The 14,953-nt window shown below is 72.5% G+C and carries 14 protein-coding genes; 3 read left to right on the top strand and 11 right to left on the bottom strand.

Annotation, left to right across the window (positions count from 1 at the left end):
- Positions 1-52: 52 nt before the first annotated feature.
- Positions 53-1,387, top strand: a complete 1,335-nt coding sequence (locus tag VZF99_RS02370) for an amidase (protein ID WP_407335619.1) — start codon at positions 53-55, stop codon at positions 1,385-1,387.
- Between the two features lie 38 nt (positions 1,388-1,425).
- On the opposite strand, the gene VZF99_RS02365 is transcribed toward VZF99_RS02370, so the two are convergent.
- From VZF99_RS02365 to dacB, 6 genes are all read right to left on the bottom strand, one after another.
- The gene (locus tag VZF99_RS02365) at positions 1,426-1,662 is read right to left on the bottom strand and encodes a DUF1059 domain-containing protein (protein WP_069389306.1); all 237 of its coding nucleotides are present in this window, start codon (positions 1,660-1,662) and stop codon (positions 1,426-1,428) included.
- 87 nt (positions 1,663-1,749) lie between these two features.
- Complete coding sequence (locus VZF99_RS02360) at positions 1,750-2,301, bottom strand: sigma factor-like helix-turn-helix DNA-binding protein (protein ID WP_407335618.1); 552 nt, start codon at positions 2,299-2,301, stop codon at positions 1,750-1,752.
- 90 nt (positions 2,302-2,391) lie between these two features.
- Positions 2,392-3,933: an acyl-CoA synthetase gene (locus VZF99_RS02355; protein WP_407335617.1), complete on the bottom strand. Its 1,542-nt coding sequence runs from the start codon at positions 3,931-3,933 to the stop codon at positions 2,392-2,394.
- A 70-nt stretch (positions 3,934-4,003) separates the two neighbouring features.
- A complete protein-coding gene (gene hpt / locus VZF99_RS02350) occupies positions 4,004-4,561 on the bottom strand; it encodes a hypoxanthine phosphoribosyltransferase (RefSeq protein ID WP_206473773.1) in 558 nt (185 codons plus the stop codon).
- Complete coding sequence (tilS, locus tag VZF99_RS02345) at positions 4,562-5,533, bottom strand: tRNA lysidine(34) synthetase TilS (protein WP_407336065.1); 972 nt, start codon at positions 5,531-5,533, stop codon at positions 4,562-4,564.
- Between the two features lie 73 nt (positions 5,534-5,606).
- Complete coding sequence (gene dacB, locus VZF99_RS02340; RefSeq protein ID WP_407335616.1) at positions 5,607-7,001, bottom strand: D-alanyl-D-alanine carboxypeptidase/D-alanyl-D-alanine-endopeptidase; 1,395 nt, start codon at positions 6,999-7,001, stop codon at positions 5,607-5,609.
- Positions 7,002-7,219: 218 nt separating this feature from the next.
- Between dacB and VZF99_RS02335 the strand changes: the two genes are divergently transcribed.
- Positions 7,220-7,732: an inorganic diphosphatase gene (locus VZF99_RS02335; RefSeq protein ID WP_067711556.1), complete on the top strand. Its 513-nt coding sequence runs from the start codon at positions 7,220-7,222 to the stop codon at positions 7,730-7,732.
- Between the two features lie 168 nt (positions 7,733-7,900).
- Here VZF99_RS02335 and VZF99_RS02330 read toward each other — a convergent pair whose 3' ends face one another.
- The 3 genes from VZF99_RS02330 to VZF99_RS02320 form a co-directional block, all read right to left on the bottom strand.
- On the bottom strand, positions 7,901-8,764 hold the full coding sequence (locus VZF99_RS02330; RefSeq protein WP_407335615.1) for a crotonase/enoyl-CoA hydratase family protein: 864 nt from the start codon (positions 8,762-8,764) through the stop codon (positions 7,901-7,903).
- Between the two features lie 23 nt (positions 8,765-8,787).
- Positions 8,788-9,009 (bottom strand): PspC domain-containing protein, encoded by a 222-nt coding sequence (locus tag VZF99_RS02325; RefSeq protein WP_407335614.1) that lies wholly within the window; start codon positions 9,007-9,009, stop codon positions 8,788-8,790.
- 149 nt (positions 9,010-9,158) lie between these two features.
- Entirely contained in the window at positions 9,159-10,013 is an 855-nt protein-coding gene (locus VZF99_RS02320) for an SDR family oxidoreductase (protein ID WP_407335613.1), read from the bottom strand.
- A 67-nt stretch (positions 10,014-10,080) separates the two neighbouring features.
- Here VZF99_RS02320 and VZF99_RS02315 point away from each other — a divergent pair, with 67 nt between their 5' ends.
- On the top strand, positions 10,081-13,929 hold the full coding sequence (locus VZF99_RS02315; protein WP_407335612.1) for a Pls/PosA family non-ribosomal peptide synthetase: 3,849 nt from the start codon (positions 10,081-10,083) through the stop codon (positions 13,927-13,929).
- A gap of 13 nt (positions 13,930-13,942) precedes the next feature.
- Here VZF99_RS02315 and VZF99_RS02310 read toward each other — a convergent pair whose 3' ends face one another.
- The gene (locus tag VZF99_RS02310; RefSeq protein ID WP_407335611.1) at positions 13,943-14,311 is read right to left on the bottom strand and encodes a winged helix-turn-helix domain-containing protein; all 369 of its coding nucleotides are present in this window, start codon (positions 14,309-14,311) and stop codon (positions 13,943-13,945) included.
- A gap of 38 nt (positions 14,312-14,349) precedes the next feature.
- Positions 14,350-14,799, bottom strand: a complete 450-nt coding sequence (locus VZF99_RS02305) for a hypothetical protein (protein WP_120284698.1) — start codon at positions 14,797-14,799, stop codon at positions 14,350-14,352.
- Between the last annotated feature and the right edge of the window lie 154 nt (positions 14,800-14,953).

Genomic DNA, 14,953 nt, shown 5'->3' with positions numbered 1-14,953 from the left:
GCCTCCCACCGTGATGATCGCCATGGGCGGACACCGCCGGGGTCGTACGATCATGGCCGTGACCACCGACCCCCTCTCCGCCGCCGAGACCGCCGAGGCCGTACGCACCGGTGCCGTCGGCGCGCTGGCCACCCTCGACGCGGCTTTCGACCGGGTGGGCGACCTCGACCCCTCGCTGCACGCCTTCACCACCCTGCTGCGAGCGGACGGCCGCGCGGCCGGGGCCGCCGTCGACGCCGCGAGCCCGGCCGACCGTGCGGCACTGCCCCTGGCCGGGGTACCGCTGGCCGTCAAGAGCACCGTCACCCTGGACAACCCGGTCGTCGCCCCCCTGCTGGCCGCGGGCGCGGTGCCGGTGGGCATCACCGCGGCGCCCCAGCTGTGCGCCTGGGGGATGACCGACTCCGACGCCCACGGGATCACCCGCAACCCGCGCGACCTCGCCCTGTCCGCCGGCGGGTCCTCCGGGGGGTCCGCGGCGGCGGTGGCCTCGGGCATGGTCCCGCTCGCGGTGGGCGACGACGGGATGGGGTCCCTGCGCATCCCCGCCGCGGCGTGCGGGATCGTCACCATCAAGCCGGGGCCCGGCGTCGTCCCCACCCGCCTGGCCGGCGACAACTGGGGCGGCCTGGCCGAATCCGGTCCGCTGGCCAGGACCGTCGGCGACGTCGCGCTGGCCCTGTCGGTGATGGCCGGTCGTCCGGAACTCGCGGACGTCGGACCCGTCCCCGGCGGGACGCGTATCGGCATGTCCGTGGCCAGCCCGATCCGGCTGGGCCGCGATCTGGTACGCATCCACGCCCCCTGGACGCGCGCGGCCCGGGAGGCCGCGGAGGTGCTGCGGGGGGCCGACCTCGTCGTCGTCGACACCACCCTGCCCTCCCCCACCGACCCCGTCCTCTATCTCGCGCGCTGGACCACCGGCGTCGCACGGGCGGCGGAGGACGAGAACCTGCCCCTGTCCGCGATGGAGCGACGCACCCGGCACCACGCACTGCTCGGCCGGACGGTCTTCCGGCGCGGCGGCGCGGGAGACGGGGACACCCGCTGGAACCGTGGCGTGGAGACGCTCCGCGCGGAGGTCGAACGGGCGATGGACTCGGCGGGGATCGACGTGTGGCTCACCCCGTCGCTGGCGGACGTGCCACCCGAGGCGACCGACTGGCACCGACGCTCCTGGGGCCGGTCACTGTGGGCGTCGATGAGGTTCTCCCCGTTCACCCCGCTGGCCAACGTGCTCGGTTGGCCCGCCGTGTCCGTCCCGTGCGGCACCACCCACACCCCCCTCGGCCGGGTCCTGCCCACCTCGGTCCAGCTCGTCGGGCGGCCCGGTTCGGAGGCGACACTGCTCGCGCTGGCGGCGGTGATCGAGAGCGGCGGTCGCTGACTCTGGCCGGCAGGGGCGGGTCGGCGGGCCGCGTGGCGTCAGTCCTCCGGCAGGTCGGCGAACCTCTTCTTGACGTCCCGGTACCACCCGAGTGACTGCCGCGGCCGCCGCCACCGGCTCTTCATGTCCTCGCGCGCCGGCACGTGGGCGTCGTCGCCGGCCCCGACGCGCTCCTTGAGGTGGGCGTCCTGGGCGTTGATCACGTCGTCCGCGGTGTCACCGCGGTGCGGCAGATCGCAGGGCCCACCCAGGTCCTTGCAGGTCATGGTCTTCATGGGGTCGATCCTCCCTGTCCGGGCGACGCCGGAGCGCGTCGCCTCACCCTGATGACGAGCAGGCGGCCGGAAGTGTGACCGCCCCGCTCATCTCGGCTCGCCGTCGCTGCGGCGGCGGATCGCGGCGAGCACGACCGGGTCCGCACGGAAGTCGATGCGGCTGACCACGCCGCCGGCGATCCGGAAGTCGAACGCCACCCGGGCCACGCCGCGATCGAACCAGGCCGCGCCCGGCCGCCCGTGGACGAACACCGGCAACGCCGCGGCGGCGGCCCCGTCGAAGAACTCCGCCACCGCGTCGCGGCCCTCGATGCCGACCGGGGTACCGAGGCCGACCGCGATCGGATCACCGGCCACCACCACGTCCGGCGCGAGGAGACCGAGCAGCCGGGCGAACTCACCGTTGCGCGCGGCGTCGAGGAAGGCGTCGACGACGAGCCAGTCCGCCTTCTCGACGCCGGGACCCGCTCCCGCGAGCTTCGCACGCGCCCTCGACGCCTGTTTGCGGGCCGCGGCCGGTGAGCAGTCCAACACGTCGGCGATCGTGGCGAAGTCGACCGAGAACGAGTCGTGCAGCACGAACGCCACCCGCTCGGCAGGGGCGAGTCGGTCGAGCACGACGTGCAGTGCCGCGCCCATCGACTCCTCGAGGAGCACCTCGTCGGACGGGCCCGGATCCGGTGCCGGACCGTCGACGGGCTAATTCGGAGGTCCGGTCCATACCCCTCGCTAGACGCTCGTGTACTGCTGCACGATCCGGCGCTTGACCAGCTTGCCGGTGGGGGTGCGGGGCAGTTCGTCCACGAAGTCCAGGCCCCGCGGGATCTTGAAGTCGGAGATCCTCCCGCGCAGGGCGCCGAGGATCTCGTCGGCGAGGCCGGGGTCGCCCGCACGGTCGGCGGCCGGTACCACCACGGCGTGCACCCTCTCGCCCATCTCCTCGTCCGGGATCCCGATCACGGCGACGTCCTCGACCGCCGGGTGCAGGACCAGGGCGTTCTCGATCTCCTGCGGGTAGATGTTCACCCCGCCCGAGATGATGGTGAACGCCTTGCGGTCGGTGAGGTAGAGGAAGCGGTCCTCGTCGAGGTAGCCCACGTCGCCGAAGGTGGACCAGTTGGGGTGCTCGGGGTGGAAGACGGACGCCGTCTTCTCCGGGTCACCGTGGTACGAGAAGGTGCCCTCGTCCTGCTGCCAGTAGATGGTGCCGATCTCGCCGGTGGGCACCTCGTTGCCCTCCTCGTCGCAGATGTGCGCGATGCCCTTGAGTCCGTCGCGACCCACCGAACCGGGGCGTTCGAGCGCCTCCTGCGAGTTGATGAACGTGATGCCCATGCCCTCGGTGGCCGAGTAGTACTCGTGGATCACCGGGCCCCACCACTCGATCATCCGTCGTTTGACCTCGGGCGGGCACGGCGCGGCGGCGTGGATCGCGTGGGTCATGCTGGACACGTCGTAGCGCGCCCGCGTCTCCTCCGGCAGCTTGAGCATGCGCACGAACATCGTCGGCACCCACTGCGAGTGCGTCACCCGGTACTCCTGGATGAGCCGCAGCGCCTCCTCCGCGTCGAAGCGGTCCATGAGGATCACGGTCCCGCCGACGGAGTTGACCACGCCGCAGAACCGCAGCGGGGCCGCGTGGTACAGCGGTGCCGGGCACAGGTAGACACTGTCGGCGTCGAAGGCGTACAGGAAGCTGAACACTGGCGTGTAGCTGTCCGGCACCTCGTCGATCTGCCCTTCCGGCGGGTCGACGCGCACGCCCTTCGGCCGGCCGGTCGTGCCGGAGGAGTAGAGGAAGTCGTGGCCGCGGGGCTGGTCGGCGGGCGGCTCGGTCGACCTGCCCTCGAGCAGCGTCCGGTAGTCCTCGAACCCCTCCAGCGCGCCGCCGAACACCACGCGGTGCTCCACGCCCGGATGCGCCTTCGGGGAGACGTCGACGTGGTCGGCGACCGGGGCGGAGACGAACAGGGCCCGGGCCCCGCAGTCGCCGATGATGTACGACGACTCGTCCGCAGTGAGGTGGTGGTTGATGGCCGCGATGTACAGGCCGCAGCGCAGCGCCCCCCAGTAGATCTCCTGCATCTCCAGGGTGTTGTCCGAGACCACGGCGATCGTGTCACCGGGACGCAGCCCCCAGGCGTCGGTCAGGAGATGCGCGAGCTGCGCGGATCGCGCCTCGAGCTCGGCGTACGTGATCTGCTCCCCCGTCGCCGGGCGGATGGCCGCGGGCTTGTCGGGGGTGGTGGCGGCGAAGGTTCCTGGAAACATGCTGCCAGGCTAACCGCCGAACGTGATCTGGATCACGAATTAGGCAGACAAGTGTCCAGCAGTCCGTGCGTCAGGAGTACATGCGCGGGTGCAGCCTGCCGATGTACGGCAGATCGCGGTAGCGCTCGGCGAAGTCGAGGCCGTAGCCCACGACGAACTCGTTGGGGATGTCGAACCCGATCTCGAGGATGTCCAGGTCCGCCTTCACCGCGTCGGGCTTGCGCAGCAGGGTGACGATCTCCAGCGACCGCGGGTTGCGGGTGCGCAGGTTGCGCATGAGCCAGGACAGGGTCAGCCCGGAGTCGATGATGTCCTCGACGATGATCACGTCACGGTCGGCGATGTCGCGGTCGAGGTCCTTGAGGATCCGCACCACACCGGAGGAACTGGTGGAGGAGCCGTACGAGCTGACGGCCATGAACTCCATCTCGGACGGGATGGGCAGGGCCCGGGCGAAGTCGGAGACGAAGATCGCGGCGCCCTTGAGGACGGCGACCAGCACGACCTCCTTCTCGACGTTCGCGTAGCGCTCGCCGACGGTGGCGGCCATCTCGGCGATCCGCTCGCGGATCGTCTCCTCGTCGAGCAGGACCGATTCGATCTCGTCCGCGTACTTGTCCGTGGTCATCTACGTCCCCGCTCCGCTCGCCCGGTCGTTCTCCAGGACCACCTTTCCACGTCGGCGCCGGGCGACCAACCTGGCCGAGGGCCCCGCCCCACCCGCGTCCGCGGGTCCGGTGCCACCGACCGCCACCCCGCCCTGCCCGCGCCAGTCGGTGACGAGCGCGGCCACCGCCATCAGGTGTGCGTACGTGGGTGAGGCGACCCCCCTCGCCAACAGCCAGCGGCGCAGGACCCGGGTCAGCACGGCCGTCGGAAGGGGTTCCAGCCGGCTCACCTCCAGGGCGCCATCGGAGCCGACGGGCACGGCCGCCGCGAGACGCTCCAGCTCGTCGTCGTCGACCCCCACCAGCGACGCGGTGCGCGCCAACCCCTCCGCGACACCGCCACCCAGCACGTCCTCGAGCAGTGGCAGGACCTCGTGCCGCAGGCGCACCCGGGTGAACGCCGGGTCGGTGTTGTGCGGGTCCTCCCAGAACCCCAGGCCGAGGTCGCGGCACGCGGCGCGGGTGTCGGCGGCGCGGACCCCGAGCAGCGGGCGCCCCCACGGCGCGTCCCACGGCGCCATCCCGCGCAGCGAACGGGCGCCGGAGCCGCGCCCCAGGCCCAGCAGGACGGTCTCGGCCTGGTCGTCGAGGGTGTGGGCGAGCAGCACGGGCCGTCCGCGGCGCGCGGTGTCGAGCGCGGTGTAGCGCGCCGTGCGGGCGGCGGCCTCGGGGCCGGAACCCCTCTGATCCACGACGACGACGAGGACGTCGGCCGACGCACCGAGCCCGCGGGCCGCGGCGGCCGCGTCCCGGGCCACCTGATCCGACCCCTCCTGCAGACCGTGGTCCACCACGAGGGCCGTCACGGCGACGAACTCGACGGCGGCCGCGGCGGTCAGGGCCAGCGAGTCCGCTCCCCCGGACAGGGCCACGCACACCTCGTCGCCGAGCTCGGGGTGGGCGCGGCGGAACGCCCGCAGCGCCGCGCGCACGGTCCAGGCCGGGCCGGTCCACTCCCCACCGGGCCGGTCCCCACCGGGCCGGTCCCCACCGGGCCGGGCGGGGTCAGCGGCAGCCACAGGCGCTGATCTCGGCGGCGATCCGGTCGAGGACCGGGCGCGCGACGGCGGGGTCGGTGCCGGAGGACAGCAGGGCGAAGCTCATGGTGCGGCCGTCGGTGCTGGTCACCGAGCCCGCGAGGGTGCTCGTCCCGGCGAGGGTGCCGGTCTTGGCGCGCACCCAGCCGGCGCCGGCGGCGGCGGGGCCGGTGAACCGGTCGACCAGCGTCCCCGACCCGGCGGCCACGGGCAGGGTGTCGAGCAGGTCGCGCATCTCGCGGGTCGCGTCGGGCGCGGAGGCGGTGCGCAGGACGTCGGTGAGGACCGCCGCCGAGATGCGGTTGCCGTTGCTCATGCCGGAGCAGTCGTCCAGTCGCACCCCGGACATGTCGAGACCGCGGTCGGTGAGCGTGTCGAGCACGGCGGCGGTCCCGGCGGCGAAATCGGCCGGACCGTCCGGGTCGCGGTCCAGCGCCACCTCGCGGCAGATCGCCTCGGCCAGCACGTTGTCGGAGTGCACGAGCATGGAGCGGAGGCGATCGGTGAGCTCCGCCGACGACATCCTGCCCAGCTCCTCGGTCGTCTCCACCGGGTCGGACGCGACCCGCACGCGCTCCGGGTCCACGCCCAGTTCCCGGGCCAGGGCCCTGCCGGCCGCGAGGGCGGGTTCGGTCGTGCGGGGCGAGTACTCGTCGGCCGGGTCGAGGCGGCCGGAGTCGAGCATCCACGCCTCGATGGGCGCGATGTTGCCGGCCGGGATCTCCGACGGGGGCCAGCCGGGGCCCAGTCGCGGCCCGGTGTACGGGCCCGGGTCCACGACGATGCGCGCCGGGGTGAGCCCGGCGTCGCGGACCACGTCGGCGGCCTGTGTGAGCGTGGCCGCGCCGGGGAAGAGCGGTCCGGGCTCGGCGCCGCCGGACATGGTGGGGTCGCCGCCGGGGACCACGACGAGGGTGTCCGGCTCGGCGCCGCGGGCGAGGACCGTGTCGACGCGGGTGTCGCCGGGCAGTCTGCTCAGCGCGGCGACCGCGGTGAGCAGCTTGGTCGTGGACGCGGGGACCTTGGCGTCGCGAGGGCGGCGCTCCCACAGGACCTGTCCGGTCGCGTCGTCGACCACGCTGGCGGTGAGGTCGCCGACCGCCGGGGACGCCGCGAGGGGGCCGAGGATCTCCTCGAGGGCGGCGGGGTCCGGCAGGGGCGCCGAGTCGTCCGCCGCGTGCAGTCCGGGGTTCAGTTCCGCCGTGGTCTGCGCGGGGGCGCCGACGACCGCGCGGACGTCGTCCTCCACGTCGGTGAACAGCGCCGCCGCGACGAGCCCCGCGACCAGGAGTACGACGACGACGAACACGACCCCCGCCCGCCACACGAGCCCACGCCCGCGCCACACTCCGCGCTCGGTCACTCGTGCCCACCCTCCCGGACGCTGTCGCCTCCACTGTCACCGCCACCGGTCGCCACCGGCGGCTGCCGACGCTACCCTCGCCTGCCGTGCGTCGGACCCACGCTAGCGGCCCGCGTGACGGCGGCCACCCCCGGCGCCGGGGCCGCCTACTAGAATCGGCCCGGATTGTCCGGGAGAGCCGTCCCGGGTCCGGAGAATGACGATTTGTGAGGTAGCCCGTGACCGTCGAAGTGACCATCGAGATCCCCAAGGGTTCGCGTAACAAGTACGAGATCCACCACGAGACCGGCAAGATCTATCTCGACCGTTTCCTCTTCACCTCGATGGGCTACCCGGCCGACTACGGCTACATCGACAAGACCCTCGCCGACGACGGTGACCCCTGTGACGCCCTGGTCCTGCTCGACGAGTCCGTCTTCCCCGGCGTGATCGTCAAGTCGCGCGTCGTGGGCGTCTACACCATGTCCGACGAGGCCGGTGGCGACGACAAGCTGCTGTGCGTCCCCGCCCTGGACCCGCGCTGGGAGCACATCCAGGACGTCGACGATGTCCCGGACTTCGAACTCAAGGCGATCGAGCACTTCTTCCTGCACTACAAGGACCTCGAGCCGGGCAAGCACGTCACCCCGGGCGAGTGGCGGGACAAGGCCCATGGCGAGAAGCTCATCGCCGAGGGCCTCGAGAACTTCACCGAGCACCCCGAGGAGAAGGCCGAGCCCTTCCGCGGCTGACACCGTCTGGCCCGGCGCCAGGCCCGGCACGCGTGCGGTGCCGTGCCTGGCGCCGGCCCGCGACGCCGAGAAGACAGTTCCGCACGCATTGCCCGAGAGGCGGGTGTGCGGAACTGTCTTCTCGTCGGACGGGCGCGCGGTCAGCGGCCGGCGGCCGGCGGTCCTCGGTCAGCGGCCGGTGTACCGCGCCTCGCGCTTCTCCAGCGTCGAGCCGATGGCCTCCATCATGTCCGCCGAGGCCAGGAAGCCGGCGTTCCACGTGGCGACGAAGCGGTTGGACTCGTAGATCGGCCCCTCGATCGCCCGGTTGAGGACCTCGCGGGTGCCGCGGACCACCAGCGGCGGGTTGTCCGCGATCTCGGCGGCCGTGGCGTGGGCCGAGTCCAGAACGCCGGCGGCGTCGTCGGCGACGTGCGTGACCAGCCCGTAGCGCAGCGCGGTCTCCGCGTCGATGTCGCGCCCGGTCAGCGCCAGCTCGCGGGTCAGCCCGGAGCCGATGATGTACGGCAGTCGCCCGAGCGAGCCCATGTCGGCGACGATGCCCACCTTGACCTCGCGGACCGAGTAGCTCGAGTCCGCCGAACCGTGGCGGACGTCGCAGGCCGAGATGAGGTCCATGCCGCCGCCGATGCAGCGACCCTGGATCGCGGCGACGGTGGGCGTCCTGGCCGACGCGACCGCGTCGACGGCGCGGCGCATGTTCTCCACGAAGTCCAGGATGCGCTCGTTGCGCGAGGCGTCCGGGGTCTTGTCCTCGGGCAGGAACTCCATGAACTGCGGCATCATCGCCATCAGGTCCAGGCCGTACGTGAAGTTGCGGCCCTCGCCGGCGAGCACGACGGCGCGGACCCCGGGGTCGGCGTCGAGCTCGGCCATCACGCGGGGCATCTCGGCCCAGAAGTCCGGGCCCATCGCGTTGTTGCGCCCCGGGCCGATCAACGTCACCTGGGCGACGTGCGGGTGACGGGCACCCTTCTCGATGCGGACGGAGGCGTACTCGCCGGGAGCGGCTGAGGTGTCTGGAGTGCTCATGGCCCCAGCCTGCCACGGGCCCCTCAGGCGCGGGCTCGCGAGGCACGGGAATCGGGCATGACGAACCACAGGATCACGTAGATGAGCAGCTGCGGACCCGGCAGCAGGATCGAGGCCACGAACAGGAGGCGGACCAACGCCGGGTCGAGCCCGAAGTAGTCGGCGAGCCCACCGCACACGCCGCCGATCCAGCGGTCCCCCGACCGCATCAGTCGCTTGGGCCCGGAATCTGGGGAGTAGGTCATGACGTCACACCTCGTCGTCGTCGTCGGGACAGGAAGATCGGGGACCTCTCCCCGGTGACCTCCACTCTCCTCCCCCGCGACCCGGTCCACATCGGGGAAAGACCCGATTCTGAGACCCTGATCCGGCGTCGGGGTGCGGTCCGCCCGGTTCAGGTGTGGAACTCGCCGCAGTCCACCGTAAGGGTCTGGCCCGTGACCGCGGAGGCGGCGTCGGAGAGCAGGAACAGCACCGGGTCGACGATCTCGCGCTCGGAGGGCAGGCGTCGCAGATCCATCTTCTCGGCGGTGTGGGCGTAGACGTCGTCGACCGTGCCGCCGTACTTGGTGGCCAGGTGCTCGAAGTACGCCTTGAGCGTCTCGCCGTAGATGTACCCGGGCGCCACGGTGTTGACGCGGATGCCCCGCGGGCCGAGCTCGGTGGCCAGGGAATGGCCCAGCGCGACGAGTGCGGTCTTGGCGATCTTGTACCCCGCGTAGCGCTCGCGGGAGTGGTGGATCACCGCGGAGGCCATCATGACGACGGACGCGCTGGCGGGGGCCGGGTCTGTGGCGGAGTCGGCGGCGGCAGCGGAGCCGGCTGCGGTGCCGGTGGCGGGAGCGGCGCCGGCCTCGAGCAGCGGGGTGAACTCCTGCGTGGTGCGCAGGGCGCCGAGCACCGACAGGTCGATCCCGCGGGAGATCTGGTCGTGGTCTGTCTGCGCGAGCGGCTTCATGCTGGGCACCGCGAACGCGCTGTAGACCAGACCGTGCACCGCATCGGTGTGACCCTCCACCGTCTCCCGCAACGCTCGCACCGACTCCGGGTCGGTGGCGTCCACGGCCGCGGCGATCGCGCTTCCGCCAGCCGCACGGACCTCCTCGGCGATCTCGACGACCCGCGACTCCGTGCGGGCGGCGACGACCACCGTCGCCCCCTGTGCGGCGGCCTGCAGGGCGAGCGTGCGGCCGAATCCCGGACCCGCTCCCACGATCACGATGGTCTTGTCACTCAGGCTCTCTGTCATCCGCCTCACTTAACCAGCCCCGGGTGACCGCGGCGGGCAGTTCACCTACGCGGGATACGATCCGCGGGTGGCCACCATTCCCGCGCAGTATCTTCGCAGTTCACACGCCGCGGAACCCCGGACACTCCTCGACGTGTTCGACGCCGCGGCGACCCGCCACCCGGACGCGCCGTGCATCGACGACGGCACCCGCGTCCTGAGCTACGACGAGGTGGCGCGGACGATCCACACCTCCGCCCGGTGGATGCACGACCAGGGCGTCGTCGCCGGCGACTGGGTCGGCATCCACATGCCCTCGGGCTCCGCGGACCTCTACCTGGCAATCCTCAGCACCCTCGCCGCCGGCGCGGCGTACGTGCCCGTCGACGTGGACGACCCCGCCGAGCGCGCCGAGCTGGTGTTCGGTCAGGCGCAGGTCGCGGCCGTCTACACCGCCGGCGGCATGCTCGTCACCGATCCCGGCCGCACCACCGCACCCTCGCGACACCGCGGCCCGACGGTGGACGACGACTGCTGGATCATCTTCACCTCCGGGACCACCGGCCTGCCCAAGGGTGTGGCCGTGACGCATCGCAGCGCCGCGGCGTTCGTCGACGCTGAGTCCCGGCTCTTCCTCACCGGCGCGCCGCTGGGCCCCGGCGACCGGGTCCTGGCGGGGCTGTCTGTGGCGTTCGACGCCTCCTGCGAGGAGATGTGGCTGGCCTGGGCCCACGGGGCGTGCCTCGTGCCCGCGCCGCGCTCGGTCGTCAAGTCCGGCCTCGACCTCGGCCCGTGGTTGCGGGATCGGCGGATCACCGTCATCTCCACGGTGCCGACCCTCGCCTCGATGTGGCCCGATTCGATGCTCGCCGGTATCCGGATGGTGATCCTCGGCGGCGAGGCCTGCCCTCCGGAACTGGCCGAACGCCTGGTCGGTGACGGTCGCGAGGTGTGGAACACCTACGGCCCCACCGAGGCGACCGTCGTCGCCTGCGCGGTCCAGCTGGACGGCGTCGGTGAGGTGTCGATCGGGCTGCCGCTGGACGGCTGGGACCTCGCGGTGGTCGATGCGGCGGGCGATCCGGTGGGCTACGGGGAGTCCGGCGAGCTGGTGATCGGCGGAGTCGGCCTGGCGCGATACCTGGACCCCGAGAAGGACGCCGAGAAGTACGCGCCCATGCAGACCCTGGGCTGGGAGCGCGCCTACCGCTCCGGCGACGTGGTCCGACTCGAGGCCGACGGCCTGTACTTCAACGGCCGCGTCGACGACCAGGTCAAGATCGGCGGCCGCCGCCTCGAGCTGGGGGAGGTCGACACCGCCGTGTCCGCCCTGCCCGGGGTCAGCGCCGGCGCCGCCGCGGTGAAGAAGACCGACGCCGGCCAGCCCGTGCTCGTGGCCTACCTCGTCGCCGAGGACCCCGGCCGCTTCGACCTCGCCGACGCGGCCGGGCGCCTGCGCGAGCACCTGCCCGCCGGCGTGGTCCCGCGCCTGGCCCTGGTCGACGAGCTGCCGACCCGCACCTCCGGCAAGGTCGACCGCGCCGCCCTGCCGTGGCCGCTGGCCCAGACGTCGGCCGCCGAGTCCGAACTCGACGGTATCGAGGCGTGGGTCGCCGAACTGTGGTCGGCCGCCCTCGGAGCCGACGTCTCCGGGGTCGACGAGGACTTCTTCGCCCTCGGGGGCGGCTCGCTCGCCGCCGCGCACGTGGTGGCCCGCGTCCGGGAGCGCTTCCCCGCGGTGACCGTCGGCGACATCTACGACCGCTCACGCCTGGGCGACTTCGCCGGGTTCCTGGACGAGCTCGAGCCCGAGGCCGAGGTCGAACCGCGACACGTCCGACCCGTCGGCCGCGGCGCGCAGCTCCTGCAGGTGCTCGCCACGATCCCGCTGCTCACCATGACCGGCCTGCAGTGGCTCACCTGGGTGGGTATCGCCAACAACGTCGCCGTCGGCCTCGGGCTGCCCTGGGCGCGGCCGGTGTCGTGGTGGGTGCTCGGGATCATGGTGGCTCTGCTCCTGCTCCCCGCCGGCCGCATGCTGGTCACCGCCGGCCTGTGCCGGGTGCTCACCGCCGGCGTGGCGCCGGGGACGTACCCACGGGCGGGGTCGGTGCACCTGCGGATCTGGGCCGCCGAGCGGTTGGTCGAGGTCTCCGGGGCCGCCAACCTCGAGGGTGCCGGGTGGCTCACCCCCTTCGCCCGGTTGCTGGGGGCGCAGATCGGACACGGTGTGGACATGCACACCCTCCCGCCGGTCACCGGCCTGCTCCGGGTGGGCGACGGGGCCTCGATCGAACCCGAGGTGGACCTGGCCGGATACTGGATCGACGGCGACCTCGTGCACGTGGGCTCCGTGGAGATCGGCGAGAACGCGGTGGTGGGCGCCCGGTCCACCCTGCTGCCCGGCGCGGTGGTGGGCCGCGGGGCCCACGTGGAGATCGGGTCCGCGGTGGTCGGCACGGTCAAGGCCGGTAAGCGCTACGCCGGCTCGCCGGCGCTCAAGCGCGGCAAGCGTGGATCGAGTTGGCCGGCCGAGCCCGCGCCCCACAACCGGCTCTGGAGCCTGGTCTACCAGTTCTCCGCCGTCGCGCTCGGTGCGATGCCGCTGGCGGCCCTGCTCGCCGGCCTCGCGCTGGTGGCCTGGGGAGCCCGCGGCGCGGGCAGCCCGGGCGAGATGGTCCTGCTCGCCGCACTGTGGTCGGTCCCCGCCACCCTCCTCGCGCTCGCACTCTTCGCCGCGGCCACCCTCGGGGCGGTGAGGCTGCTGTCGATCGGCCTGGACCCCGGCTTCCACCCGGTCCACTCGCGGATCGCCTGGCAGGCCTGGTGCAGCGAGCGCCTCATGGACGCCGCCCGGAACTGGCTCTACCCGCTCTACGCGTCCATGCTCACCCCGGTCTGGCTGCGCATGCTGGGAGCCAGGATCGGCAAGGACGTCGAGGCCTCGACCGTGCTGCTCATCCCCGCCCTCACGACCGTCCGCGACGGGGCGTTCCTCGCCGACGACACCATGGTCGCACCGTACGAACTGGGCTCCGGATGGATGCGTCTGGAGCACGCGCAGGTCGGCAAGCGCGCCTTCCTCGGCAACTCCGGGATCGCCTCCGCCGGTCGGAAGGTGCCCGCGCGCGGCCTGGTCGCCGTGCTCTCGTCCGCCCCGCAGAAGGCCAAGAAGGGCACCTCGTGGCTGGGGTCGCCGCCGCAGAAACTGCCTCGCGCCGTCGCCGACACCGACGACGTCCGCACCTACCAGCCGCCGCGACGCCTCAAGGTCGCCCGGGCGGCGTGGGAGACCCTGCGACTGGTCCCCGTCTGGATGTCGTTCCTGCTCCTGGTCAGTGTCCTGGTGGTGATGCAGGAGATCCACCTGGAGTGGGGCTTCGGCGTGGCGGCACTGACCTCCGGGCTGACGCTCGCCTACGCGGGTCTGGTCGCCCTGGTGGTCGCCGCGCTGGCCAAGTGGATCCTCGTGGGCCGGATCCGCGCGGGCGAGCAGCCGCTGTGGTCGTCGTTCGTGTGGCGCAACGAAGTCGCCGACTCGTTCATCGAGTTGCTCGCCGCGCCGTGGATGGCCCGGCCCGCGTCGGGCACCCCGGTGATGAACGCGATGCTGCGCCTGCTGGGCTCACGGATCGGCCGTGGCGTGTGGTGCGAGTCGTACTGGCTGCCCGAGGCGGACCTGATCTCCCTCGGGGACGGCGCCACCATCAACCGCGGGTGTGTGGTCCAGACCCACCTGTTCCACGACCGCATCATGCAGATCGACCGGGTGACGATCGAGGCCGGCGCCACGCTGGGGTGCCATTGCGTCGCGCTGCCGGCGTCGTCGATCGGTGACGGCTCGACCGTCGGCCCGGCCTCGCTGGTGATGCGCGGCGACCGCATCCCGCCCGGCACCCGCTGGCAGGGCAACCCGATCGCGCCCTGGCGAGGGTGAACCGGTGGGCGGGTCAGCCGCCGGCGATGGCCCGCAGCGCCGCCAGGTGGGACTCGTAGGCCTTGCGTCCGTCGCGGGTGAGCGACAACCACGTCCGCGGTCGCTTGCCGACGTACCCCTTGCTGACCTTGACGTATCCGGCCTTCTCCAGCACCGATGCCTGCTTGGACAGGGTCGAGTCGGTCACCTCGACCGCGTCGCGGATGGTGGCGAAATCCGCGTAGTCGACGCCGGCCAGGGCCGCGACGATGGAGAAGCGGACGGGCGCGTGGATGACCTCGTCCAACCGGTGGCGGGCGTGCCCTCCCGATCCGCCGCCCGCCCCCGGGGCGGAGCCCCCCGATGCAGCCGGGGTGCTCGTCGTCGTCTCGTCGCCCGTCATATGACCGCCCGTCGTCTCACCGCCCATCTTTCCTCTGCTCACCGCTCGGATCCCCGCCGGTCGATGATCGCGGCGGCCACCAGGCCGGGCAGGGCGACCAACAGAACCCCGAGGAGGTACCACCAGGCGGTGAGCCCGATCGTGGTGCGGATGACGTTCAGGCCGGTGACGACGACGAGGATCATCACGCCCGATCCCGCGACGCCCCACGTGTAGGTCCGTCCCGATCCGCGGGGGCCCGCCTTGATCGCACGTCGCTGCCAGAAGATCGCCACGAAGAGCAACAGCACGTACGGCACGAGCGCCCAGTTGGAGAACATGATCGCGACTGTCCCGATCCCCATCAGAAGCGAGATGGCCGCGGCGAACGCCGCGAACACGCGGGCGTCCTGCCGGGAGCTGACCGGCGGGCGCCCCTCGGCCTCGGCGAGCATGCGGGCGGCCTCCGCTCGATCGACCTCGCCGGTGCTGGAGTTCTGCGGGTCCATGGGTCTGCCTTCCGTCGGTGCCCCGGGGGAGTTTCCGCCGCGGAGTGGTATTTAGAGTAGACAAGTACTTTCCCGCTTGGCAACTACTTTCTCGGGATCGGCCACGTCTCGCGTCGAGAAGGGCTTCGCCGGACGCGGGTCCTCTAGACTCGCG

It is taken from the genome of Dietzia kunjamensis (assembly GCF_045689975.1).
GTDB classification, from domain to species: Bacteria; Actinomycetota; Actinomycetes; order Mycobacteriales; family Mycobacteriaceae; genus Dietzia; species Dietzia kunjamensis.
Note: the sequence above shows the minus strand (reverse complement) of the source record. Positions and strands in the feature narration are given on the sequence as shown.